Genomic DNA, 23038 nt, shown 5'->3' with positions numbered 1-23038 from the left:
CCGCCCCAACGAGTCCAGCGCGGTCGGGTAGCGGTGCACCAGCGCCTCGGCGAGGGCCATCAGCACCCCCGCGGCATGCTCGGTGACCCGCAGCGCCGCCGCCAACTCCAACCGCACCGAGCGTTCCACGATCTGCACCGTGCCCCCGCCATACCGCCCCGGGTCCGCCAGCGCGTTGCGCCGCAACCCCTCCACCCGCTCCAACCGCTGCGCCGCGAACACCGACATCATCACCGCAACATCGGTCACCAACTCCACATCATCCGGCACCACCGGCGCCCGATCAGCGACCTCGGCATCCCAGACCAGATCCTCCGGCACCATGTCGAAGAACCCCGCATCATCCAGGCCCCGATCGAAAGACCCGGGACCCGGCTCATCCGGCGGCGTGAATGTCATACCCCCGACATTAGAACATACCTCCGACATCGCCTCGATTCGCTGCCGAGCCCAGTGACGCCCGGCAGGCGGCCCCACCGCTTCGTCGTGAGACAATCCCTGCGTGGACGCGTTCGCAGGGCTTGTCGTCGCGGCGACGATCGTGATCTCGATGGTCCTGATCGCCCTCACTCCGCGCTTCAAGCGCGCACAGCTGAGGAAGCAGCTCGACGGCACGGCGGGCGGCGCGCTTGCCGGTCTGGGATCGGGGTTCGACGCCGTGTGGCGGCCCTCCGCGGAAGACGCTCGTGCGGATTGGGAGGCACAGGTGGAGCTGCCCGCGCCCGCACCGAACGCGGGAGACAAAGGGCGCATCCGCGACGGCCGGCTGGTCATCGACCTCGACGACCTTCGCGATCAGCGCTGAGGGTCGCCCTTCTCCTTGATCGGCGGATCCGGCCACACCTTCGCGACCGCCTCGCTGACTCGGATCGACCCGGTCATCGGCTGAGTGGCGTCGGCACCCGGCTCGCTGCCCCGCGTGATCGGGATCTCCTGGCTGTCGCTCAGGATCTGCGGGTGGTACCGCGCGAGTTGGTACACGCCCCACACCGCGATCGCTCCGACGGCCGTGAACGCCAGGTACACCCACAGGGGGGCACCGCTCGCCTCGCCGAGGATCGTGAGTCCGATGATGATCGCCACGATCGGGTCGATGACGGTGAGCCCGGCGATCACCAGGTCGGGCGGACCCGATGCGTAGGCCGTCTGCACGAAGTACGCGCCGATGACCGCGCCGAGGATCAGCGCCACGACGCAGGTGAGCGTGAGCCACTCGAAGTCGCCCGCCTTGATGCGCTCGATGATCACCTTGGCGAGCGTGGCGACGAAGCCGTACATGATGCCGGCGGCCGAGATGTAGAACAGTGCGCCGATCCGCTGCCGACGCCAGAGCCACAGCGCGCCGAGCGCGATCGTCACGACGCCGAACAGGATCAGGATGGTGATGAGCTGCCCGTTCGTCACGGGCTTCTCGGTCGCGAACAGGGCGGCGATCGTCACGAACACGAAGATGCCGCCGACGCACGCCGCGATCGCGATGAGCGAGCGCTTCGTCGGCCGGTGCCCGCTGATCTGCGCGTTCAGCAGGGTGGTGATCACCAGGGCGATCGCACCCAGCGGCTGCACCACGATGAGCGGTGCGACGGCCAGCGCGGAGAGCTGGCACACGATCGCCAGGGCGAGCATGACGGTGCCGACCACCCACGACGGCCGCGAGAGCAGCTTCAGCAGGTGACGCGGGTTGAGCCCGCCGGTGCCGGTCGACCCGGTGAGCTTCTCCACCTTGGTGACGCCGCGGTGCTGGTACTGGGCGCCGAAGGACATGAAAATGGCGCCCAGGAGGGCGAGCGGGATGCCGTAGAGGAGAGCGGGGTTCTGGAACGCGCCGACCAGCTGGTCGCCCACGTCCTGAAGCTCGTCCGCCGTCCACACCACACGTCGACACTAGCCGCCGCCGCCGCTCGATAGGCTCAAGGCGTGGCCGTTCTGCCGATTCGCATCATGGGTGATCCCGTCCTCCACGCCCCCGCGAGCGTCGTCGAAGAGATCACCGACGACATCCGCACGCTGGTGGCGGACATGTTCGAGACGATGGATGCCGCGCCCGGCGTGGGCCTCGCCGGCCCTCAGGTCGGCGTGCCGCTGCGCATCTACACCTACGCGTACGTGGACGACGACGGCGCCCCTTGGCGCGGGGTCGTCATCAACCCCGAACTGTGGATGCGGCCGCTCGAACCGGGCGAGCCGGACGAGGACGAGGAGTCGGAGGGGTGCCTGTCGTTCCCCGGCGAGCGGTTCCCGCTCCGCCGCTCCGACGAAGTGCTCGTGACCGGGACGGACCTCGAGGGCGAGCCGGTGCGCATCCAGGTCGACGGCTGGCGTGCGCGCATCATGCAGCACGAATTCGACCACCTCGACGGCATCCTCTACGTCGACCGGCTCGGCGACGGCGACTGGAAGACGGCGCAGAAGATCGCCCGCAAGCGCGGGTGGGGCCGGCCCGGCCACGCGTGGACACCCGGCGTCGACGACATCGAGGCCTGAGTCGCCTCGGAGCATGAAGAAAGCCCCGGGGGTGGAGCCCCGGGGCTTTCGCTCCCCCACTTGGACTCGAACCAAGAACCTATCGGTTAACAGCCGATTGCTCTGCCAATTGAGCTATGGAGGAATGCTGCTGCGCTCTCGCGGGCAACCACACCATATTAGCAAACGCTGAGGCCCGCTCGTGACGTCAGGAGGCGATCAGCCGCCGATCCGCTTCGCCGCTGGGCGTCCACAGCAGATCGTCCGTGCCGTGCCCGTACGCGATCGCATGCCCGCCGCGCAGCACGAGAGCGTCGGCATCGAGCTCGCGCACCACCTCGGCGTCATTGGTCACGACCAGCATGGTCATGCCGTATTCGCGACGACGGCGCAGGAGCGCGTCGCGGGCCGCGCGCCGCACCTCGACGTCCATGTTCGAGAACGGCTCGTCCCCGATGAACAGCCGAGGCTGGAGCACGAGCGCGCGCGCGAACGCGACGCGCTGGCGCATTCCCGCACTGAGCTCGTAGGGATACTTCGCGGCGGCGCCGAGGGGCAGTTTGAGCTCGTCCAGCAGCGTGGCCACGCGGACCGAGAGCGCCCGCTGGTTCACACGCCGGTCGCGGCCGGTGATCGGCGCTCCGATGACCTCGGACACCGTCAGCCGCGCAGGCAGGTGCGCTCCCGCGGCCTGTGGCAGGAATCCGGTCAGGTAGGTGAGCTGGCGGAGGGCGCGGCCCGGATGCCGCACTCCGATCCCCTCGACGAGCGCATCGCCGCCGACGACCGCAAGACCGTCGTCGGCCGAACCGGCGAGCACCGAGATCAGACTCGATTTGCCCGAGCCGGTCGGCCCCATCACCGCGAGGGCGCGGGCGTGCGGAAGGGTGAACGACACCCCGTCGACGACGCGCTGCGCGGGCCCGCCGCGCCCGGCCCGCGCGATCGACAGATCGCTGGCACGGATCGCGACGTCGGCCTCTCGTCGTCGAGTCATGTGCTCATCCTGCCGTGCCGCGCCGGGCGGCGCCACTCGGAATCGGCTGACGCCTCGCTCACGCCTCGGCCGCGAGCTGCTGACGCTGCGCGTCGAGCTCCCGCAGCCGCAGCCGGATCTCCCTGCCCTCGTCGGAGGCGGCGGGCACCCGCTGGATCGCGCCCAGGAGCTCGTTCTTCTGCCCGTCGAGGCCGCGGATCACGAGCCGCCGTGCGAGGTCCGCCGCAGACGAGACGGCTGCCGTGTCGTCCAGCGCCGGGAAGTCCCCCGCGAGGAGCTCGCCGCCCAGGGCGCGGTAGGGCTCGCGCACCGTCCCGATGGCGTCGACGGCCCACCCGGGCCTGACCATGCCGTCCGCGTGATCGCGCACCGACTGACGCACGGCGTCCAGCGCGGGATTTCGGAACGGCAGGTCCAGCGCACGTGCGACGAGCGAGGCATCCAGCCGATGACCGAACTGCAGCAGGCCCATCAGGGCGTCGCGTTCGAGGGTCACGTCCGACGTGCGTGGCAGAGACGCCAGCGTCACACGGACGATCGGCGCGCCGGCAGGGTCGCCGGCCTCCGGCGCCGCCTGCGGTGCCTGCTCCCGGCGCGAGGCGCCGCGCCCCGCACGCTCGACCTCGCGACGGACGTCCTCGGTGTCCATGCCCAGGCGTCGCGCGAGCACCCGGACGTATTCGGGCTGCAGAAGGGCGTCGCGCAGGTCGGCGACCACCGGCGCGGCCGCACGCAGCGCTCCGACGCGTCCTTCGACCGCGGCCAGGTCGAAGCCTGCGATGCGCTGATCGAGGACGAATTCCACCATCGGCGCCTTGGTCTCCATGAGCCCGCGGACGGCGGCGTCGCCCCGCTGCAGGCGCAGATCGCAGGGATCGAGTCCGTCCGGACCGGTCGCGACGTAGGTCTGAGCGTTGAAGCGCTTGGCGTCGGCGAAGGCGCGCAGCGCCGCCTTCTGGCCCGCGGCATCCGGATCGAACGTGAAGACCACCTCGCCGGCGGTCGAGTCGTCGCCCATCACCCGGCGCAGCACCGTGATGTGGTCGGATCCGAACGCCGTGCCGCACGTGGCGATGGCCGTCGTGATCCCCGCCAGATGGCACGCCATCACGTCGGTGTAGCCCTCGACCACGACGACGCGGTGCTCGCGCGAGATGTCGCGCTTGGCGAGGTCGAGGCCGTAGAGCACCTGGGCTTTCTTGTAGATCGGGGTCTCGGGGGTGTTGAGGTATTTCGGGCCCTTGTCGTCGTCGAACAGCCGCCGCGCGCCGAAGCCGATCACCTGGCCGGTGACGTCGCGGATCGGCCAGACCACGCGGCCGCGGAAGCGGTCGTAGACGCCGCGCTGACCCTGCGAGACGAGCCCCGCAGTACTGAGCTCCTCGTCCGTGAAGCCCTTGGCGCGCAGGGCGTCGCGCATGCTGTCCCAGCCCTTCGGCGCGTAGCCGACGCCGAAGTGCGCGGCCGCGCCCGCGTCGAAGCCCCGCTCGCCCAGGAAGCGACGGGCGATCTCGGCCTCGGCGCCGAGGAGCTGGGAGCGGAAGAACTCCGCCGCCGCGGCGTTCGCGGCATACAGGCGCGTGCGCCCGGTGTGCTCGGGCGCCGCTCCCCCGTCCTCGTAGTGCAGCGTGTACCCGATGCGACCGGCCAGGCGCTCGACCGCCTCGGTGAACGAGACGTGGTCCATCTTCGTCAGGAACGAGTAGACGTCACCCGACTCGCCGCAGCCGAAGCAGTGGTAGAAGCCGGCCTGCGGACGCACGTTGAAGCTCGGGCTGCGCTCGTCGTGGAAGGGGCACAGCCCCTTCATCGCCCCGACGCCCGCGTTCTTCAGCGCCACCCGCTCTCCGATGATGTCGGCGATGTTGATGCGGGACTTGACCTCTTCGACATCGGCCTGCCGGATGCGGCCCGCCATCAGCGCGCCCCGGAACGCGCGGCGGGCGACCAGACGCCGATGGACGAGGGATCGAGCTCCCCCACGAGTCGTCCGTGCCAGGCGATGGCCACCTGGTCGGTCAGGCTCGCGACCTGATCGACGACGACGCGGCGGCGGGCGGCGTGCGTCTCGGCGGCCGCGAAGTCCTGGGCGTGCAGTGCATCGAGGGCCTCCGGCTGGTCCCACAGCGCCGAGGCGAGGCGCTTGAGCACCCGGCGCTGCTCCTTGTACAGGTCCTTGCGGCCCTCGATCGACACGACCACGGCGCCGATGATGCCCTTGAGCACAGCCATCTCGGCCTCGACCACGCGCGGGACGACCACGTGCGCACGATACCGGGTGAGCGCCGACATCCCGTAGGCGTCGCGCGTCGCGGTGGTCGCCGCCCGCGCGAAGCGCCCGATGAGGTCGGAGGTGAGGTTCTTGAGCCGGGCCAGGGATGCGCGGGTCCCGTCGAAGGCGGTGATCCACTCCGGCATGCGCATCAGGCGATACAGCGCGTCCTCGAGCTCGTCGCGCGCGAAGTCGAAGCCGACCCACGACTGGATCGCCGACAGCAGCGCCTGGTGCTCAGCGGGGTCGGCCAGGCGCGCGGGATCGAGGTAGCCGTTGACCACCGCGTCCTCGAAGTCGTGTACCGAGTAGGCGATGTCGTCGGACAGGTCCATGACCTCGGCTTCGATGCACCGCACGCGTCCCGGGGCGCCGTCGCGCATCCAGCGGAACACGTCCTCGTCGTCGGGGTAGACGCCGAACTTCAGCCGGCCGCCGGGGTCGGGAAGCGGATGCGCCGCCGTCCACGGGTACTTGCACGTCGCGTCGAGGCTCGCGCGGGTGAGGTTGAGGCCGAACGTGCGGCCGTCGTCGTCGACGACCTTCGGCTCGAGGCGCGTCACGATGCGCAGTGTCTGGGCGTTGCCCTCGAAGCCGCCGATGTCCTCGGCCCACTCGTTCATCGCCCGCTCGCCGTTGTGCCCGAACGGCGGGTGGCCGAGGTCGTGGCTCAGGCACGCCGTGTCGACCACGTCGGGGGCGAGGCGCAGGGCGGTCGCGAGCTCGCGGCCGACCTGCGCGACCTCGAGGGAGTGGGTCAGACGATTGCGGGCGAAGTCCGCCGGGCTCGCGGGGCTGAGCACCTGCGTCTTGGCGGCGAGGCGTCGCAGGGCGGCCGAGTGCAGCACCCGGGCGCGGTCGCGCGCGAAGTCGTCGCGCTGGGAGCGGTGCCGTTCGGAGTGGAAGCGCGCGGCGTCGGCATCGTCGTAGCCCGAGGGGCGCTCCGAGGCGATCCCGACCGCGACGGCGCCGTCACCCGCCACTGTGGTCGAGCTCCGCTTCGGCGATGGCACAGGATGCCTCGGCACTGAGGTCTCGAGAGTCGAGCCAGTGCTCGGGCAGCGCCGGGCGCTTGGGGGTTCCGGCACGGCCGCGCTGGCCCTCGGCCGCCGCACCGGGATAGGGGGCGTCGAGGTCGAGGGTCGCGAGCAGGTCGTCGATCTCGGCGAGGGTCGAAACGGTCGCGAGACGGGCGCGGAGGTCGCCGCCCACCGGGTAGCCCTTGAAGTACCAGGCGACGTGCTTGCGGATGTCGCGGCATCCGCGGCCCTCGTCCTCGAAGAACTCCACGAGCAGCTCGGCGTGGCGGCGGAAGGCGCGGGCCACGAACCCCAGCGTCGCGTCGACGGGGGCACCGGATGCCGCCTCCGGCCCGCCGAGCTCGCGGGCGAGGTCGCCGAACAGCCACGGGCGGCCGAGGCATCCGCGTCCGACGACGACACCGTCGCAGCCGGTCTCGGCCATCATGCGCGCGGCATCGGCCGCCGACCAGATGTCGCCGTTCCCGAGAACGGGCACGCTCGTGACGGCCTCCTTGAGAGCGGCGATCGCCGCCCAATCCGCCTCGCCGGAGTAGAACTCCGCCGCGGTCCGGGCGTGGAGCGCGACCGCGGCGACCCCGGCATCCTCGGCGATGCGGCCGGCGTCGAGATAGGTCAGGTGGTCGGCGTCGATGCCCTTGCGCATCTTGACGGTGAGAGGGACGTCGCCCGCAGCGCGCGCGGCGCGCGTGACGATGTCGCGGAAGAGGCCGAGCTTCCACGGCAGCGCGGCACCGCCGCCCTTGCGCGTGACCTTGGGGACGGGGCATCCGAAGTTCAGGTCGATGTGGTCTGCGCGGTCCTCCTCGACGAGGAGGCGCACCGCGGACTCGGTGGTGGCCGGGTCCACGCCGTAGAGCTGGATCGAACGGGGCGTCTCGGACTCATGGTGCGTGATGAGGCGCATGGTCGTCGCATTGCGCTCGACGAGCGCCCGGGTCGTGATCATCTCGCTCACGTAGAGCCCGGCGCCGTACTCGCGACAGAGGCGGCGGAAGGCCGTGTTGGTGATGCCGGCCATGGGCGCGAGCACCACGGGCGCATCGAGCTCGATGGGCCCGATGCGAAGGGAGCGCGCGGGGGCGAGGGCAGTGGTCACGTCGTCCATTCTCCCAGACTCCCACTGGGCGAGCGCAGTGCGACGCCGCCTGTGGAGCCGCCTCTCGTACGAGGGCTTAGCCTGGGGTGATGACCGAGGCTACCGCGATCGACCTGCGCAGCATCCCGTTCCATACGGCCGACGGGGGGACGGCCACTCTGGCCGACTACGGCGACAAGGTGCTCCTCGTCGTGAACGTCGCCTCGAGGTGCGGACTCACGCCGCAGTACGAGCAGCTCGAGGCACTCCAGCGGGCCTACGCCGACCGCGGATTCACGGTGCTCGGCTTCCCCTGCAACCAGTTCATGGGTCAGGAGCCGGGCGCCATCGACGAGATCCTCGAGTACTGCTCGACGACGTGGGGCGTCTCGTTCCCCGTGCACGACAAGGTCAAGGTGAACGGAGGCAAGGCGTCGCCGCTCTACAAGGCGCTCAAGGACGCCCCCGACGTCGAGGGCAACAAGGGCCGCATCCAGTGGAACTTCGAGAAGTTCGTGCTCACGCCCGCAGGCGAGGTGCATCGGTTCCGTCCCAACGTGAAGCCCGACGACCCGGCGATCGTCGAGGTCATCGAAGCCCACCTCCCCGGCTGAGCCGGCGGTCAGGCGCCGACGGGAGCGTCCTCGCGGTGCTCGGCCCACACCTGCCGCACGATCTGCGTGAACGCCTCGGCGGGCTGGGCTCCTGAGACCCCGTATTTGCCGTCGATCACGAAGAACGGCACCCCGTTGATGCCGTACGCCTGGGCCTGCGCCTGGTCGGCGCGCACCGCGTCGAGGTATCGGCCGCTCTGCAGCGCATCGCGCGCGGCATCCGCATCCAGGCCCGCGTCGGCGGCGAGGGCGACGAGCTCATCCTTTTGGCCGAGGTGGCGTCCCTCGGTGAAGTAGCCCGACATGAGGCGCTCGGCGAGCTCGTGCTGGCGACCGTGCTCCTTCGCGAAGTGCAGCAGCTCGTGGGCCTTCACGGTGTTCGTGTGCTTGAGCAGGTCGAAGCGGTACTCGAGGCCCGCCTCCGCTGCGACGCCGGTGACCCGGTCCAGCATCTGCCGCGCCTGATCCTGCGAGATGCCCTTGTGCGTGGCGAGGTAGTCGGCCTCGCCGCCGTCGAAGTCGACGGGCGTGTCGGGCGAGAGCTCGAACGAGTGGAAGACCACCTCGACCTCGGGGGCGTCGTCGTCGCCGGATGCTTCGGCGAGCCCCTTCTCGAGATTCCGCTTGCCGATGTAGCACCAGGGGCAGGCGATGTCGCTCCACACGTCGATCTTGATGGCATCCGTCATGTCAGGGACAACGGCGAGATGCCCGCTGCCTATTCCGGCGAATGCGTCATCCTCGCGACGCGGGAGCGTCGGGAGTGTCCACGGCGCCGCCGAACCGGCGATCCCGATCGAGGTAGAGCCCGATCGCGCGCCACAGGTCGGTGCGGGAGAAGTCCGGCCAGAGGGTGTCGAGGAACACGAACTCCGCGTAGGCCGACTCCCACAGCAGGAAATTCGAGGTGCGCTGCTCGCCGCTGGATCGCACGAACAGGTCGACGTCGGGCATGTCGGGCTGGTACAGACGCCGAGCTATGAGCTTCTCGGTCACCGCCGACGGGGCGAGCCGGCCCGCTGCGATGTCGTCGCCGATCGAGCGCATCGCGTCGACGAGTTCGATGCGGCCGCCGTAGTTCACGCACATCGTGAGCGTGAGCACGTCGTTGCCCGCGGTGAGCCGCTCGGCGAACTGCAGCTCCTTGATGACGCTCGACCACAGCCGGGGCTTGCGCCCGGCCCATCGCACGCGCACGCCCCACTCGTTGAGCTGATCCCGGCGGCGGTGCAGGACATCGCGATTGAATCCCATGAGGAAGCGGACCTCGTCGGGCGAGCGTGACCAGTTCTCGGTCGAGAAGGCGTACACCGACAGGTGCTTCACACCCGCCTGGATCGCCCCTGCCACCACGTCGAGCAGGGCGGCCTCGCCAGCCTTGTGCCCCTCGACGCGAGTGAGACCCCGCCGGTTGGCCCAGCGGCCGTTGCCGTCCATCACGATGGCGACGTGCCGCGGCACCGATCCTGCGGGGAAGGTCGGCGGGTACAGGCCGGTCCAGTCGACGGGGCGGTAGGGGACGGCGTCGCGGTGCGTGTACGGCTTCGGGGTCATCGGGCTCCTCCGTGCGGCGCGGAGGCGACGTGGGAGAGCGAGCGGATGCCGCGCTCGAGGTGCCACTGGGCGTAGGCCGCGATCAAGCCCGACGCTGCGGCCGTCGACCCCGGGGACGCGGCATCCACCCGTTCCCACTCGCCGGCCATGAGCGAGCGGAGCAGCTCCGCCGTCTCGGGGTGCACGCGCGCGGAGCCGGTCGGCGCGCAGTCACCGCACACCATTCCGCCGAGCTGTGCGACGAAGGTGTCGTGGGGGCCGGATGCGCCGCACCGTGCGCAATCGAACAGCCCCGGGGCCCACCCCGACAGCGCCATCGCGCGCAGCAGGTAGGAATCGAGCACGCTCCGCGATCCGTGGTCACCGCGCGAGAGCGAGCGCAGGCCGCCGACGAGGAGCAGGTACTGCTGCGGGGTGGCCTCTGCCTCGTTGAGCCGGTCTGCGGCCTCGACCATCGCATGCGCGGCGGTGTAGCGGTCGTAGTGCGCAGCGATGTCGGCTCCATAGGAGCCGAGGGACTCGGCCTGCTGCACGATGTCGAGCGAGCGTCCCTGGTAGAGCTGGACGTCGGCGACCATGAAGGGCTCCAGGCGCGCGCCGAAGCGCGACGACGTGCGCCGCACCCCCTTCGCGACCGCGCGGAGCTTGCCGTGGCGACGGCTCAGCAGCGTCACGATCCTGTCGGCTTCCCCCAGCTTGTGGGTGCGCAGGACCACGACCTCGTCGCGGTAGGTGGGCACTCGTCAATTATGGTCGCCGGCGCCCACACCGGCGCGGCGGCGCCCCGTGGAGCGTCAGCGCTGTCGAGGTCGGCGGCCGTCGGGCGTTCCTCCCCCTCTCGGCGGTGTCGAACGCACCGCCGGCGGCGCACGGTTCTCGGAGGATGTCCCTCGTCTCGGAGGATTTCGGCCGGATCCTCCGACATTGCGCAGATCCTCCGAATTCGGACGCCCGCCGAACGCGTGCTTCAGCGGGCGGCACCCCACTCCGCCGCTACCTCGACCAGGGCCGGCAGTGCCCGTTCGACGGTCTCCATCGTCGCGGTGAGCGAGATGCGGAAGTGGTGGGGCTGATCGAACAGCGTGCCGGGCATGAGGTGGATGCCGCGCTCCGCCAGGGCGTCGCAGAACGCCTGGGCGTCCCCGCCGGGTGCCCGGCCCCAGAGGTAGAAGGTGCCCTCGGGGCGGGTCACCTCGACCCCGGCGTCGACGAGCGCGGAGTAGAGCCGGTCCCGCTTGCGCGTGAGTTCAGCCATGTCGATGGACACGTGCTCGAGCGCCGGCACGGAGTACTGCATCACCGCATCGGGGAATCCCCAGCCGATCGCCAGGCCGATCGGCATGAGTGCCTCGCGCAGCTCCTCGCGCTCTGCTGCGGGAATGAGCGGCGACAGGGCGAGGTATCCGAGCCGCTGTCCGGGCGCGAGGAGCACCTTTCCGTAGCTGTAGTCGATGATCGTCCACGGATAGGCCGTCGCAGGGCTCGCGAACTCGATGCCGTCGAAGCGGATGCGGCGGTAGGGCTCGTCGGAGAGGAGCCAGATCCGGCGCCCGTTGCGTGCGGAGGCGTCGTCGAGGACCTCGGCCAGTGCGCGCCAGGTCGCTTCCGGGTAGACGCGTCCCGTCGGATTGGCGGGCGAATTCACGATCACGACGCGCGTCCGCGGGGTGAGGGCTCGCGCGATCGCATCGACGTCGAGATCGAAGGTGCCGGGATCGAGCGCTGCGCGCACCGGCACGAGGTCGGCGGCGTGGAGCATCGGCTCGTAGCAGAACCATCCGGGCACGGGGATGACGACCTCGTCCCCGGCGTCGGCGAGAAGCGCCAGAGCCAGGGAGATCGCGCCGAACGCTCCCTGTGTCATCGCGATGTCCTCGGGCTCGAAGGGCAATCCGACCTCGGTTCGCAGGCCCGTGGCCACCGCCTGCTGAGCAGCGGGTTCACTGGTCTTGTAGGCGAACCAGTCGACGCTCTGCGGCTCCACCTGCGCCCGCAGCGCATCGGTCAGCCCGGGCAGCGCGAACTCGTGGGGATTGCCGAACGTGAAGTCCAGGGCATCGGGGTCGTCCGCCGCCGACTGGATCTTCGCGAAGAACGTGGTCACGACATCCACCGCGGCCTTCGCCCTCGTCGCGCGTGCCGACATCTCCATCGCACTCACCTTCCCCAGAGCCGTGAGAACCTGCCGCAAGGATCCCAACAGTTCAGGGCAGGGTCAACGGGCTAAGCACATAATGTATGCTGTTCACTATGTCAGGAACGCAGGTGCTCGACACCCTCCTCGCCATCTCGAGGATCCTCGAGGCCGATCAGGAGCGCGAGCTCGACCGGCGAGGTCTCACCGTGCCGAGGACGCACCTCATGTGGGTGCTCTTCCACGGCGGCCCGGCCACGCAGATCCATCTCGCCGAGGCCCTCGAGGTCACGCCGCGCTACATCACCACCCTCGTCGACGCCCTCGACGCGACGGGCCTCGCCCGCCGCGAGCCCCACCCGAGCGATCGCCGCGCGGTCCTCGTGCACCTCACCGAGCGCGGGCTGTCGCTCATGGAGACGATGGATGCCGAGCACACCGATCTCGGGGCCGCGCTCATCGACGGACTCGACGACGAGACGGTGGCCGCTGCCGTCCGGGCCCTCCGCCACGTGCGAGAACGGCTCGAGCACCTCGTCGCCGAGCACGAGCGCGCCCAGCAGGAGCGTGAGGACCTGTGACCGATCTCGCCTCGCAGCGGCCGCCGGCAACCGGCATCCGGCCACTTCAGCGCATCGCGTCGCTCGGCCGCGCCGCGTGGCGCGCCGAGCTGGGCATCTGGCGCAGCCTCTACCGGTGGTTGTTCCGACGTCCGAGGGTGCCGCGCGGAGCATCCGGATTCTCATACCACTCCCCCGTGCTCACGATCCTCGTGATCTTCATCGTGCTCTCCGCCGTCGAGATCCCGATCATCGACCTCATCGTGCATCGCTGGCCGTGGGTGCGCATCCCGCTCCTCGCCCTCGGGATCTGGGGCGTGACCTGGATGGTCGGTCTGCTGCTCAGCTTCCTCACCCGCCCGCACGCGGTCGGACCCGACGGCATCCGGGCGCGCTACGGCGCCGACGTCGACGTGGATCTCCCGTGGGAGACCGTCGCATCCGTCGAGAAGTCCCGCGACGTGACCGAGAAGGCACCGAAGGTGCGGGACGAGCCGCACGGCCGCACCCTTGCGCTGCGGATGCAGAACGAGACCAACGTCCTGGTGACGCTCGAGAAGCCCGTGCGCACCCGCCTGGGCGACACCGAGGCCGAGATCGACGCGGTGCGCCTGTGGGTCGACGATCTCGACGGATTCATGACGGCGGTGCGCACCCACATCCCCTGACCCGCCGCGACAATGGTGGGGTGGACGAACCGATCTTCGTGATCCCGCTGTGGGCGGACCTCATCGCCGTCGGCCTCGGCGGCATCCAGGGCGCCCTGTTCGCGTCCGGATTCCGTGGTCAGCGGCGCCTGGACCTTCTCGGGGTCGCGATCATCGGGATCGTCGTCGGCATGGGCGGCGGACTCATCCGCGATCTGCTGCTCAACGTGACCCCGGTCACCCTCCAGAGCAACTGGTACCTGCTCACTGCGACGGGAGCCGCGCTGTTCGGGATGCTCCTGGCCGGCCTCTTCCAGCGCCTCAACGCCGTGATCGTCGGGCTCGACGCGCTCGTCATCGGCCTGTTCGGGGCATTCGGCACGAGCAAGGCGCTCTACCTCGGCCTGCCGCTGGTCCCCGCAGTCTTCGTCGGAGTGTGCGCGGCGGTCGGCGGCGGCATCCTCCGCGACATGATCATGGGCCTGCCGGTCGCGATCATGCACGTCGGCTCGCTGTACGCGGTCGCCGCGGGGGCCGGATGCCTCGTCCTTGCCGGGGCCGACGCCTTCGGCGTCGACCTCTTCATCGCCGCGATCATCGGCGTCGCCGTCACCACGGTGATCCGCCTGCTCGCCGTGATCTTCGACATCTCGCTGCCCGAGCAGCGCGCCCTCTACCGCCGCAAGGTCGCGGTGGAGACCTCGAGCATTCCGATCGTCCGGCCCTGAGGCATCCGTCCCACCGCCGCCCGCCTGCCCGAACACGCTGAGTCACCGGATTCGCGCCGAGATGGGGTGCGCCGTCCCGGGTCTGGACGGGAATCCCGGATCTCGGCGAACCGACCGACGCAGCTCGGCGAACCGACCGACGTGAGCCGGGCCGCCCCGACCCGGCGTCCGGTCAGACGCCGGCGAGAGCCCCGGAGCGCTCGCGCGTGCGGATCGCCCGGTTCACGCCCGACACGATCGCCTTGAGCGACGCGGTCGAGATGTCCCCGTCGATGCCGACGCCCCACAGGCGCTCGCCGTCGACCTGCAGCTCGACGTACGCGGCCGCCTGGGCGTCGCCGCCGGCGCTGAGCGCGTGCTCGACGTAGTCGTAGAGCACGACGTCGAAGCCCTGCGCGCGCACGACCTCGAGGAACGCGGCGACCGGACCGTTGCCGTGACCGGATGCCTCGTACCGCTCATCCCCGTCGCGCAGGGTGACGTCGAGCGCGACGTCGCCCGACATGTCGCTGCGGGTGCTCGTGGCCAGGAGCTCGAACCGGCCCCAGCGCTCGTCGTCGACCTGCGACGGCAGGTACTCGTCGCAGAAGATCGCCCAGATCTGGTCGCTCGTGACCTCGCCGCCCTCGGCATCCGTCTTCGTCTGCACGACCCCCGAGAACTCGATCTGCAGCTTGCGCGGCAGGTCGATCGCGTGATCGGTCTTGAGGAGGTACGCGACGCCGCCCTTGCCCGACTGCGAGTTCACGCGGATCACGGCCTCGTACGAGCGGCCGAGGTCCTTGGGGTCGATCGGCAGATACGGGACGGCCCACTCGATCTCGTCGACGCTCACGCCGTCGGAGGCCGCCCGCGCGGCCATGGCCTCGAAGCCCTTCTTGATCGCGTCCTGGTGCGATCCGCTGAACGCGGTGAAGACCAGGTCGCCCGCCCACGGGCTGCGCTCGTGGACCGGCAGCTGGTTGCAGTACTCGACCGTGCGCTTGACCTGGTCGACGTCGCTGAAGTCGATCTGCGGGTCGATGCCCTGGGTCAGCAGGTTGATGCCCAGTGCGACCAGGTCGACGTTGCCGGTGCGCTCGCCGTTGCCGAACAGGCACCCCTCGATGCGATCGGCGCCGGCCATGTAGCCGAGCTCCGCGGCGGCGATCGCCGTGCCGCGGTCGTTGTGCGGGTGCAGCGACAGGATCACGTTCTCGCGGTGGGCGAGGCGACGGCTCATCCACTCGATCGAGTCCGCGTAGACGTTGGGCGTGGCCATCTCGACGGTCGCCGGCAGGTTGATGATGACCTTGCGCTGCGGAGTCGGCTCGAACACCTCGATCACCTGGTTGCAGACGTCGAGGGCGAACTCGAGCTCGGTCCCGGTGTAGCTCTCGGGCGAGTACTCGTAGAAGACCTTCGTCTCGGGGATCCGCTTCTCGAACTCGCGGCACAGACGCGCGCCCTCGAGCGCGATGTCGATGATCCCCTGCTTGTCGGTGCGGAACACGACATCGCGCTGCAGGACGCTCGTCGAGTTGTACAGGTGCACGATCGCCTGCTTCGCACCGGCGATCGACTCGTACGTGCGCTCGATGAGGTGCTCGCGCGCCTGCGTCAGCACCTGGATCGTGACGTCGTCGGGGATCAGATCCTCTTCGATGAGCTGACGCACGAAGTCGAAATCGGTCTGGCTCGCCGAGGGGAAGCCGACCTCGATCTCCTTGTAGCCCATGCGGACCAGGAGATCGAACATGACGCGCTTGCGCTCGGGGCTCATCGGATCGATCAGCGCCTGGTTGCCGTCGCGCAGATCGACGGCGCACCAGCGGGGTGCGACGGTGATGCGCTGGTCGGGCCACGTGCGGTCCGGCAGGGACACGGCGATCTGCTCGTGATACGGCCGATACTTGTGGATCGGCATGCCCGAGGGCTTCTGGGTGTTCTCCATGATGTCGCTTCTCTTCTCGCGTCGAATGGGGGCCGACGACAAGCTCCGCGACGAGGAGGGCCCTAGATCGAGGCCTCGTCGCGGCAGCTAAGGAGAAGCAGCGAGCCTGCACGCATGGGCCCAGAGTACACCCGTGCGCACAGAGGGCGCGAACCGGACCTCGCCGAACCCTTCCAGCGGATGCCGCACACCACCGGAGCCGGGACGTGAGACGATCCCCCGCCTGTCGACACTTCCCGGGTATGACACGTCTTCGTCGACACCTCCTCGTCGCGCTGGGCGCGGCATCCGTCCTCGCTCTCGCCGGGTGCGCCACACCTGCCGGCCCGGGATCGGGCGGTGGCGCGTCCGATGCCCCTCCCGGTGCTTCTCTCGGCTCGCTGTGGCCCGCTCCGCCGGAGGGTGAGGTGATCGCCCAGGGGACGGTGATGGATGTCGGCGGCGACGTCGAACTGTGCCTCGGCGCCGTGGCCGAGTCGTATCCGCCGCAATGCAGCGGGGTGCCCATCACCAACTGGACCTGGGACGGGATCGAGGGCTCCGAGACCTCCGGCGAGACCACCTGGGGTGCCTACGCGGTGCAGGGCACCTACGACGGCGAGGAGTTCACGGTCACGCAGCCGCCGATCATGCTCGCGCTGTACGACCCGATGATGCCCGAGGACCCCACCGGCGGCCAGCCGGGAGCGGGCGACGAGGAGACCCTGCTGGCGATCCAGGAGGACCTCCCCGAGGCCCTCGACGAGGCGTACCTCGGCTCGTACCCGGAGGACGGCTGGCTGTGGGTGGACGTCGTGTGGGACGACGGCACGTGGCAGGATGCCGCGGACGCGGACTACGGCGACGACACGGTGATCATCCGCTCGGCCTTCCGTCCGGTCGAGGGCTGACCCGCCTCAGAACCCCAGGCGTCCCAGCTGCTTCGGGTCGCGCTGCCATTCCTTGGCGACGCGCACGTGCAGCGACAGGTAGACGCGCGTGCCGACGAGCGGCTCGATGCCGGCGCGGGCGCGCCGCCCCACATCGGCCAGCCGCGAGCCCTTGTGCCCGATGATGATGGCCTTCTGGCTGTCGCGCTCGACGACGATGTTGGCGTAGATGTCGGTGAGGTCGGAGCCCTCGCGCGGGGCGATGTCCTCGATGGTCACCGCGATCGAGTGCGGCAGCTCGTCGCGCACGCCCTCGAGGGCCGCCTCGCGGATGATCTCGGCCACGCGGTCCTCGACGGACTCGTCCGTCACCACGCCGGCGTCGTACAGCGCCGGGCCCTCGGGCATCAGCGCGAGCAGCTCGTCGGTGAGCACATCGAGCTGATCGCTGGTGAGCGCGGAGAGGGGGATCACCGCGGCCCAGTCCTCGCGGAGCGCGTCCACCTCCATGAGGCGCTCGGTGATCTGGTCGCGCGACGCCGCATCGGTCTTGGTGACGATCGCGACCTTCTTCGCCCGCCGATAGCCGTCGAGCGACTCCGCGATGCGCCGATCGCCCGGGCCGACCTTCTCGGTCGCCGGGACGCAGAAGCCGATCACGTCGACGTCGCCCAGCACCTGCTCGACGAGGCTGTTGAGCCGTTCGCCGAGGAGCGTCCGCGGCTTGTGGATCCCCGGAGTGTCGACGATCACGAGCTGCCCCGCCGGGCGGTTCAGAATGCCGCGGATCGCCCGCCGGGTGGTCTGCGGCTTGTCGCTGGTGATCGCGACCTTCTCGCCGACCAGTGCGTTGGTGAGCGTCGACTTCCCGACGTTGGGGCGCCCGACGAAGGTCACGAAACCGGAGCGGGTCTCATCGGTCATGGTCGTTCGCCTTTCCTGGAGGTGCGGACCTCGCCGGTGCGGGGCACGACCACGCGATTCTCCCCCGTGCGGGGCGAGCGTGCGGATGCGGGCTCGACCGCCTCGACCGATTCGCCGCGCTCGACGAACACCGTCGAGATCCCTCGCCCGCGGCCGCGCGAGGCTCCGCCTGTCAGGACGAGGCCCGCGTACTCCGCCGTCGCCCCCGGTTGCGGGATGCGGCCGAGCGCCTTGCCGAGCAGTCCCCCGATCGAGTCGACGTCATCGTCCTCGAGCTCGATGCCGAACAGGTCGCCGACCTCGTCGAGACCGAGACGCGCGCTGACCCGGAAGTGCCCCGGCTCGATCTCGACCACCTCGTCGGCGCGCGGGTCGTACTCGTCGGCGATCTCGCCCACGAGCTCCTCGATGAGGTCCTCGAGCGTGACGAGCCCGGACACGCCGCCGTACTCGTCGACGACGAGGCACACGTGCACGGCGTCCCGCTTCATCTGCTGGAGCAGCGTCTCGGCCTTCATCGACTCCGGCACGAACACCGCGGGGCGCGCGATACGGGTGATCGGGGCATCCCGCCAGCCGACCTCGTCGCGGAACCCGAACTGGACGAGATCCTTCAGGTAGAGCACGCCCACGACGTCGTCGGCCTCGTCGTCGACGATCGGCACACGGGAGATGCCCTTGTCGAGGAAGATCTTCATCGCGTCGCGGGTGGAGGCCGAGGCATCCACCGTCACCATGTCCGTGCGGGGAACCATCACCGCGCGCACGAAGGTGTCGGTGAAATCGAAGACGGAGTGGATGAGCTCCCGGTCGTCCTGCTCGATGAGCTCGTTCTCGGCGGCTTCGTCGATGATGCTCAGCAGCTGCTCCTCCGACGCGAAGGACGAGCCGCGGGCGACCCCCGGCGTGATGCGGGTGCCGAGAGCGACGAGCCCGTGGGCGAGGGGGCCGAGCAGGATCCGGACCCCGCGCACGACGGGGGCCGAGAACCGGAGAAGCCCCTTGGCATGCTGCCGTCCGACGTTGCGAGGGCTCGCGCCCACGACCACGTACGACACGCCCGTCATGAGGACCGCGGCGGCGAGCATCGCCCACCAGATGCTGTCGAAGAGCAGGGTGAACGCGACGGTGACGAGCACGGCCGCCGTCGTCTCGGCGAGCACCCGGATGAAGATCACGGCATTGGCGTGCGCTTCGGGGTCGGCGGCGATCCGCCGTAGCGCCGCCGCGTTGCGGCCCGAGGCGCCGAGCTCGGCGAGATCGGCGCGCGAGGTGACGCCCAAGGCGGCGTCGATGGCCACCATGAGGGCGCCGAACGCGAGCAGCAGCGCCGCGGCGAGGAGCAGGAGTGCGGCGGTCATGCGCGGTTTCGGCGACGCTCCACGGCCTGGAAGGCGGTGATGAGCTCGCGCTGGAGCCCGAACATCTCGCGCTCCTCTTCGGGCTCGGCGTGGTCGAAGCCGAGGAGGTGCAGCAGTCCGTGCGTGGTGAGCATCACCAGTTCGTCCATGGTGGAGTGCTTGGCCGCGACCGCCTGGGTCTCGGCGACCTGCGGGCACAGCACGATGTCCCCGAGCAGACCGGCAGGGGTGGGCATGTCGTCGGTGCCGGGGCGCAGCTCGTCCATCGGGAAGCTCAGCACGTCGGTGGGACCGGGCTCGTCCATCCACTGCACGTGCAGCGCCTCCATGGCGCCCTCGTCGACGAGGAGGATCGCGACATCCGCGTCGGCGCTCACGTGGAGCTCGGAGAGGTTGTTCTCCATCAGGCGCAGGAGCACGGTCTCGTCGATGGCGATGCCCGACTCGTTGCTGATCTCGATGGTCATGAGCGTCCTCGCTTGGGCATGTGATCGCGCGGGTTCTGCGGGCGCATCCCGGCCCGTCGCTCGGCTCGGTTGGCGAACTCGGATGCCTCGTCCCGCTCGCGCCGGGAGGCGAGTCGCCGCTCGTCGTACTCGCTGTAAGCGTCGACGATGCGGCCGACCAGGGTGTGACGCACCACGTCCTCGCTGGTGAGGTACGAGAAGTGGATGTCCTCGATCTGGCCGAGGACCCGCGTGACCAGCCGCAGTCCCGAGGCGCCCTGGGGCAGATCGATCTGGGTGATGTCGCCGGTGACGACCATCCGCGTGCCGAATCCCAGGCGTGTGAGGAACATCTTCATCTGCTCGGGCGTGGTGTTCTGCGCCTCGTCGAGCACGACGAAGGAGTCGTTCAGCGTACGCCCGCGCATGTAGGCCAGCGGCGCGACCTCGATCGTGCCGGTGGCCATGAGCTTGGGCACGAGCTCGGGGTCCATCATCTCGTTCAGCGCGTCGTAGAGCGGCCGCAGGTACGGGTCGATCTTGTCCGTCAGCGTGCCGGGCAGGAACCCGAGCCGCTCCCCCGCCTCCACGGCCGGACGCGTCAGGATGATGCGGCTGACCTCCTTGCGCTGCAGAGCCTGCACCGCCTTGGCCATCGCGAGGTACGTCTTGCCCGTGCCGGCCGGGCCGATGCCGAAGACGATCGTGTTCTCCTCGATCGCGTCGACGTACGCCTTCTGCCCGAGCGTCTTGGGCCTGATGACCTTGCCGCGCGACGACAGGATCGCCTCGCCCAGCACCTCCGATGGCCGGGGACCTCCTTCGGTGCGCAGGATGCGGCTCGAGGACGACACGTCCGCCGGGTCGAGCCCCTGGCCGGCCTTCGTCATGGCGAGCAGCTCGTCGACGAGCGAGCGGGCCGCGGCGACCGCATCGGCCTGGCCCGTGAGCGTGATCTCGTTGCCGCGCACATGCACGTCGACGCCGGGGTGCTCCTTCTCGACCACGCGCAGCAGGCGGTCCTGCGGGCCGAGCAGCTGGACCATGGCGACGCCGTCGGCGTACACCCGGTCGACCACCGGGTCGGGGACGGATTCGTCAGGCACCGAGACTCTCTTCTCCGAGTCCTCCGGCGAGCACATGAGCGTGCACGTGGAAGACGGTCTGGCCCGCGTTCGGGCCGGTGTTGAACACGAGGCGGAAGTCGCCGTCGGCGTGCTCCGCCGCGAGGCTGTTGGCGAGACCGACGACCTCGGCGAGGAGGTCGGGGGCTCCGGCGGCGAGCTCCACCACGTTGCGGTAGTCCTCGCTCTTGGGGATCACCAGGAGATGGACCGGCGCTTTGGGCGCGATGTCACGGACGGCGAACACGTTCTCGGTCTCGGCGATGATCTCGGACGGGATCTCGCCGTTCCGGATGCGCGTGAAGATCGATGGCTCGCTCATGCCGCAAGTCTACCGACGGGGGTCGGCGGTGGGACGGGCGGTCCGGCTCTCACCAGCGGCCGAGCGCGGCGCTCACCACGGCCAGAGCCGCCGGACCGGCGGTGGAGGTGCGCAGCACGCTCTCCCCCAGCCGCACGATTCCGGCGCCGGCGGCAGCCAGCCGCTCGAGCTCCTCGAGCGCGATGCCGCCCTCCGGTCCGACGACGAGCACGACGTCGCGCTCCTCGGCGCCGAGGTCCGCGCCGGTCAGTCGCTCGGAGCCCGTCGGCTCGAGCACGAGGGTGCGGGATGCCTCGGCCCGCGCGACGAGCTGGGCCGTCGTGACGAGCGGGGCGATCTCTGGGATCCAGGCCCGGTGAGCCTGCTTGGCCGCTTCGCGCACGATCGTCCCCCACCGCGCGCGGCCCTTCTCGGCCTTCGCGGCATCCCAGCGCGACACGCTCCGCGCCGCCTGCCAGGGAACGATCTCGTCCACGCCGAGCTCGGTCGCCGCCTGGATCGCGAGCTCGTCGCGGTCACCCTTCGCGAGGGCCTGCACGAGCACGATCCGCGGACGCGGGGCCGCGGCATCCGACCGGCTCTCGACCCGCACGACGACCTCGCGAGGCGCGACCGATTCGCAGCGACCCGAGAGCCATGCGCCTCGGCCGTCGCCGACGGTGACCTCCTCGCCTACGCGGACGCGGCGGACGCTCGCCGCATGGTGCGCCTCCGCCCCGGTGAGCACGACGACCTCGCCGGGCCCGGCGGTCGTCGCCTCGTCGAGGACGAAGTGCAGAGCCACGGTCAGCCGTTCCGGAACCGGTCGCGCAGCTTGGCGAACAGCCCCTGGTGGAACTCCGCGAGGCGCGGGGCGGGCGCCTTGGTGCGCTTGGCGAAGTCCTCGATCAGCGCGCGCTCCTTGTGGTCGAGGCGGGTCGGCGTGACGACGTGGACCCCCACCCGGAGGTCGCCGCGCTGCGAGCCGCGCAGCGGCGTGATGCCCCGCCCCTTGATCGTGAGGATGTCGCCGCCCTGGACCCCGGGCCGCAGCTCGAGGTCGACCGGCCCGTCGAGCGACTCGATCGTGGTCGTGGTGCCGAGGATCGCGTCGGGCATCGACACCTCGAGCGTCGCGAGCAGATCGTCGCCGTCGCGGCTGAAGACCTCGTGCGGGGCGACGGTGACCTCGATGTACAGGTCGCCGTTGGGGCCGCCGGCGGGACCGACCTCGCCCGAGCCCGGGAGCTGCAGCCGCAGCCCGGTCTCGACGCCGGCGGGGATGTCGAGCGACACCGTGCGGCGCGCACGCACCCGGCCCTGTCCCTGGCATGTCGCGCAGGGGTACGGGATGGTGGTGCCGTAGCCCTGGCAGACGTTGCACGGCTGGTTCGTCAGCACGTTCCCGAGGAGACTGCGGACCTGGCGCTGCACGTGGCCCGTGCCGTGGCAGATGTCGCACGTGACCGGCTGGGTGCCCGGCTGGCAGCACGACCCCTGGCACGTCTCGCACAGGACCGCCGTGTCGACCTCGATGTCGCGGTGCACGCCGAAGACGACGTCGCCGAGTTCGAGGGTGACGCGCACGAGCGCGTCCTGACCGCGCTCGCGGCGCGACCGCGGCCGCCCGCCGCGCGAGCCGCCGCCCGCCGCGCCGAAGAACGTCTCGAAGATGTCGTTGAAGCCGCCGAAGCCGCCGGCGCCGCCGAACGGGCTGTCGCCGCCGCCCATGTCGTAGCGGGCACGCTGGTCGGGATCGCTGAGCACGTCGTAGGCGTGGGTCACGAGCTTGAATCGCTCGGACGCCTCTTCGCCGGGGTTCACGTCGGGGTGCAGCTCGCGTGCGAGCTTGCGGTACGCCTTCTTGATCTCGTCGAGAGAGGCGTCGCGCGAGACGCCGAGGACCTCGTAGTGGTCAGCCACATTCGCCTTCCTGCCCGCGGCCGGCCGCGGGGATCGTGGGGGGTGCGCGTCCGCCTCAGCGGCTGCTCTC

The 23038-nt window shown here is 70.3% G+C and carries 24 protein-coding genes, 1 tRNA gene and 1 pseudogene; 7 read left to right on the top strand and 19 right to left on the bottom strand.

Annotation, left to right across the window (positions count from 1 at the left end; all coding sequences use genetic code 11):
* Window positions 1-399: pseudogene (locus tag ACE3O1_RS07775) on the bottom strand (hypothetical protein); the annotation flags it as partial.
* Window positions 400-502: 103 nt separating this feature from the next.
* On the opposite strand from ACE3O1_RS07775, the gene ACE3O1_RS07770 reads away from it, so the two are divergent.
* Entirely contained in the window at window positions 503-805 is a 303-nt protein-coding gene (locus tag ACE3O1_RS07770; RefSeq protein ID WP_374314152.1) for a hypothetical protein, read from the top strand.
* On the opposite strand, the gene ACE3O1_RS07765 is transcribed toward ACE3O1_RS07770, so the two are convergent.
* Window positions 796-1875, bottom strand: coding sequence for a DMT family transporter (locus ACE3O1_RS07765; RefSeq protein WP_374314150.1), 1080 nt, complete (start codon window positions 1873-1875; stop codon window positions 796-798). The genes ACE3O1_RS07770 and ACE3O1_RS07765 overlap by 10 nt on opposite strands.
* A 42-nt stretch (window positions 1876-1917) precedes the next feature.
* Here ACE3O1_RS07765 and def point away from each other — a divergent pair, with 42 nt between their 5' ends.
* Entirely contained in the window at window positions 1918-2484 is a 567-nt protein-coding gene (def, locus tag ACE3O1_RS07760) for a peptide deformylase (RefSeq protein ID WP_374314148.1), read from the top strand.
* A gap of 51 nt (window positions 2485-2535) precedes the next feature.
* On the opposite strand, the gene ACE3O1_RS07755 is transcribed toward def, so the two are convergent.
* The 5 genes from ACE3O1_RS07755 to dusB all read right to left on the bottom strand — a co-directional run bounded on the left by ACE3O1_RS07755 (window position 2536) and on the right by dusB (window position 7880).
* A tRNA-Asn gene (locus ACE3O1_RS07755) sits at window positions 2536-2608 on the bottom strand.
* A 63-nt stretch (window positions 2609-2671) separates the two neighbouring features.
* Window positions 2672-3460, bottom strand: coding sequence for an ATP-binding cassette domain-containing protein (locus tag ACE3O1_RS07750; protein WP_374314146.1), 789 nt, complete (start codon window positions 3458-3460; stop codon window positions 2672-2674).
* A 58-nt stretch (window positions 3461-3518) separates the two neighbouring features.
* Window positions 3519-5378: a DNA primase gene (gene dnaG / locus ACE3O1_RS07745; protein WP_374314144.1), complete on the bottom strand. Its 1860-nt coding sequence runs from the start codon at window positions 5376-5378 to the stop codon at window positions 3519-3521.
* Window positions 5378-6715 carry a deoxyguanosinetriphosphate triphosphohydrolase gene (locus ACE3O1_RS07740; protein ID WP_374314142.1) on the bottom strand — a complete coding sequence of 446 codons (1338 nt, stop codon included), beginning with the start codon at window positions 6713-6715 and terminating at the stop codon, window positions 5378-5380. The genes dnaG and ACE3O1_RS07740 overlap by 1 nt, the downstream gene beginning before the upstream one ends.
* On the bottom strand, window positions 6705-7880 hold the full coding sequence (gene dusB / locus ACE3O1_RS07735) for a tRNA dihydrouridine synthase DusB (RefSeq protein ID WP_374314140.1): 1176 nt from the start codon (window positions 7878-7880) through the stop codon (window positions 6705-6707). The genes ACE3O1_RS07740 and dusB overlap by 11 nt, the downstream gene beginning before the upstream one ends.
* A gap of 80 nt (window positions 7881-7960) precedes the next feature.
* Between dusB and ACE3O1_RS07730 the strand changes: the two genes are divergently transcribed.
* Window positions 7961-8464, top strand: coding sequence for a glutathione peroxidase (locus tag ACE3O1_RS07730; protein ID WP_374314137.1), 504 nt, complete (start codon window positions 7961-7963; stop codon window positions 8462-8464).
* A gap of 8 nt (window positions 8465-8472) precedes the next feature.
* Here ACE3O1_RS07730 and ACE3O1_RS07725 read toward each other — a convergent pair whose 3' ends face one another.
* From ACE3O1_RS07725 to ACE3O1_RS07710, 4 genes are all read right to left on the bottom strand, one after another.
* The gene (locus tag ACE3O1_RS07725; RefSeq protein ID WP_374314135.1) at window positions 8473-9153 is read right to left on the bottom strand and encodes a DsbA family protein; all 681 of its coding nucleotides are present in this window, start codon (window positions 9151-9153) and stop codon (window positions 8473-8475) included.
* 46 nt (window positions 9154-9199) lie between these two features.
* On the bottom strand, window positions 9200-10018 hold the full coding sequence (locus tag ACE3O1_RS07720; RefSeq protein WP_374314133.1) for an isoprenyl transferase: 819 nt from the start codon (window positions 10016-10018) through the stop codon (window positions 9200-9202).
* On the bottom strand, window positions 10015-10758 hold the full coding sequence (gene recO / locus ACE3O1_RS07715) for a DNA repair protein RecO (protein WP_374314131.1): 744 nt from the start codon (window positions 10756-10758) through the stop codon (window positions 10015-10017). Before recO ends, ACE3O1_RS07720 begins: the two co-directional genes overlap by 4 nt.
* A 227-nt stretch (window positions 10759-10985) precedes the next feature.
* Window positions 10986-12170 carry an aminotransferase class I/II-fold pyridoxal phosphate-dependent enzyme gene (locus ACE3O1_RS07710; protein ID WP_374314129.1) on the bottom strand — a complete coding sequence of 395 codons (1185 nt, stop codon included), beginning with the start codon at window positions 12168-12170 and terminating at the stop codon, window positions 10986-10988.
* 98 nt (window positions 12171-12268) lie between these two features.
* Between ACE3O1_RS07710 and ACE3O1_RS07705 the strand changes: the two genes are divergently transcribed.
* From ACE3O1_RS07705 to ACE3O1_RS07695, 3 genes are read left to right on the top strand one after another with little or no spacing between them, the layout of a single operon-like run.
* Window positions 12269-12733 carry a MarR family winged helix-turn-helix transcriptional regulator gene (locus ACE3O1_RS07705; protein WP_374314127.1) on the top strand — a complete coding sequence of 155 codons (465 nt, stop codon included), beginning with the start codon at window positions 12269-12271 and terminating at the stop codon, window positions 12731-12733.
* Entirely contained in the window at window positions 12730-13380 is a 651-nt protein-coding gene (locus ACE3O1_RS07700) for a hypothetical protein (RefSeq protein WP_374314125.1), read from the top strand. The genes ACE3O1_RS07705 and ACE3O1_RS07700 overlap by 4 nt, the downstream gene beginning before the upstream one ends.
* A 20-nt stretch (window positions 13381-13400) precedes the next feature.
* Window positions 13401-14087 carry a trimeric intracellular cation channel family protein gene (locus ACE3O1_RS07695; protein WP_374314123.1) on the top strand — a complete coding sequence of 229 codons (687 nt, stop codon included), beginning with the start codon at window positions 13401-13403 and terminating at the stop codon, window positions 14085-14087.
* A 172-nt stretch (window positions 14088-14259) separates the two neighbouring features.
* Here the strand turns inward: ACE3O1_RS07695 and leuA are convergent, their stop codons facing one another.
* Entirely contained in the window at window positions 14260-16020 is a 1761-nt protein-coding gene (gene leuA / locus ACE3O1_RS07690; protein ID WP_374314121.1) for a 2-isopropylmalate synthase, read from the bottom strand.
* 242 nt (window positions 16021-16262) lie between these two features.
* On the opposite strand from leuA, the gene ACE3O1_RS07685 reads away from it, so the two are divergent.
* On the top strand, window positions 16263-16910 hold the full coding sequence (locus ACE3O1_RS07685) for a hypothetical protein (protein WP_374314119.1): 648 nt from the start codon (window positions 16263-16265) through the stop codon (window positions 16908-16910).
* 6 nt (window positions 16911-16916) lie between these two features.
* Here the strand turns inward: ACE3O1_RS07685 and era are convergent, their stop codons facing one another.
* From era to dnaJ, 7 genes are read right to left on the bottom strand one after another with little or no spacing between them, the layout of a single operon-like run.
* A complete protein-coding gene (era, locus tag ACE3O1_RS07680; protein ID WP_374314116.1) occupies window positions 16917-17813 on the bottom strand; it encodes a GTPase Era in 897 nt (298 codons plus the stop codon).
* Window positions 17810-19174 carry a hemolysin family protein gene (locus tag ACE3O1_RS07675; protein ID WP_374314114.1) on the bottom strand — a complete coding sequence of 455 codons (1365 nt, stop codon included), beginning with the start codon at window positions 19172-19174 and terminating at the stop codon, window positions 17810-17812. Before ACE3O1_RS07675 ends, era begins: the two co-directional genes overlap by 4 nt.
* Entirely contained in the window at window positions 19171-19641 is a 471-nt protein-coding gene (gene ybeY, locus ACE3O1_RS07670; protein WP_374314112.1) for an rRNA maturation RNase YbeY, read from the bottom strand. Before ybeY ends, ACE3O1_RS07675 begins: the two co-directional genes overlap by 4 nt.
* On the bottom strand, window positions 19638-20666 hold the full coding sequence (locus ACE3O1_RS07665) for a PhoH family protein (RefSeq protein ID WP_374314154.1): 1029 nt from the start codon (window positions 20664-20666) through the stop codon (window positions 19638-19640). Before ACE3O1_RS07665 ends, ybeY begins: the two co-directional genes overlap by 4 nt.
* Before the next feature lie 52 nt (window positions 20667-20718).
* Complete coding sequence (locus ACE3O1_RS07660; protein WP_374314110.1) at window positions 20719-21066, bottom strand: HIT domain-containing protein; 348 nt, start codon at window positions 21064-21066, stop codon at window positions 20719-20721.
* A 49-nt stretch (window positions 21067-21115) separates the two neighbouring features.
* The gene (locus tag ACE3O1_RS07655; RefSeq protein WP_374314108.1) at window positions 21116-21850 is read right to left on the bottom strand and encodes a 16S rRNA (uracil(1498)-N(3))-methyltransferase; all 735 of its coding nucleotides are present in this window, start codon (window positions 21848-21850) and stop codon (window positions 21116-21118) included.
* Between the two features lie 2 nt (window positions 21851-21852).
* Window positions 21853-22968 carry a molecular chaperone DnaJ gene (gene dnaJ, locus ACE3O1_RS07650; protein WP_374314106.1) on the bottom strand — a complete coding sequence of 372 codons (1116 nt, stop codon included), beginning with the start codon at window positions 22966-22968 and terminating at the stop codon, window positions 21853-21855.
* Window positions 22969-23038: the final 70 nt, after the last annotated feature.

The organism is Microbacterium sp. (assembly GCF_041909575.1).
In the GTDB taxonomy this organism is placed as follows: Bacteria; Actinomycetota; Actinomycetes; order Actinomycetales; family Microbacteriaceae; genus Microbacterium.
The sequence above is the reverse complement of the archived record's forward strand: the minus strand, read 5'-3'. Positions and strand labels throughout refer to the sequence as shown.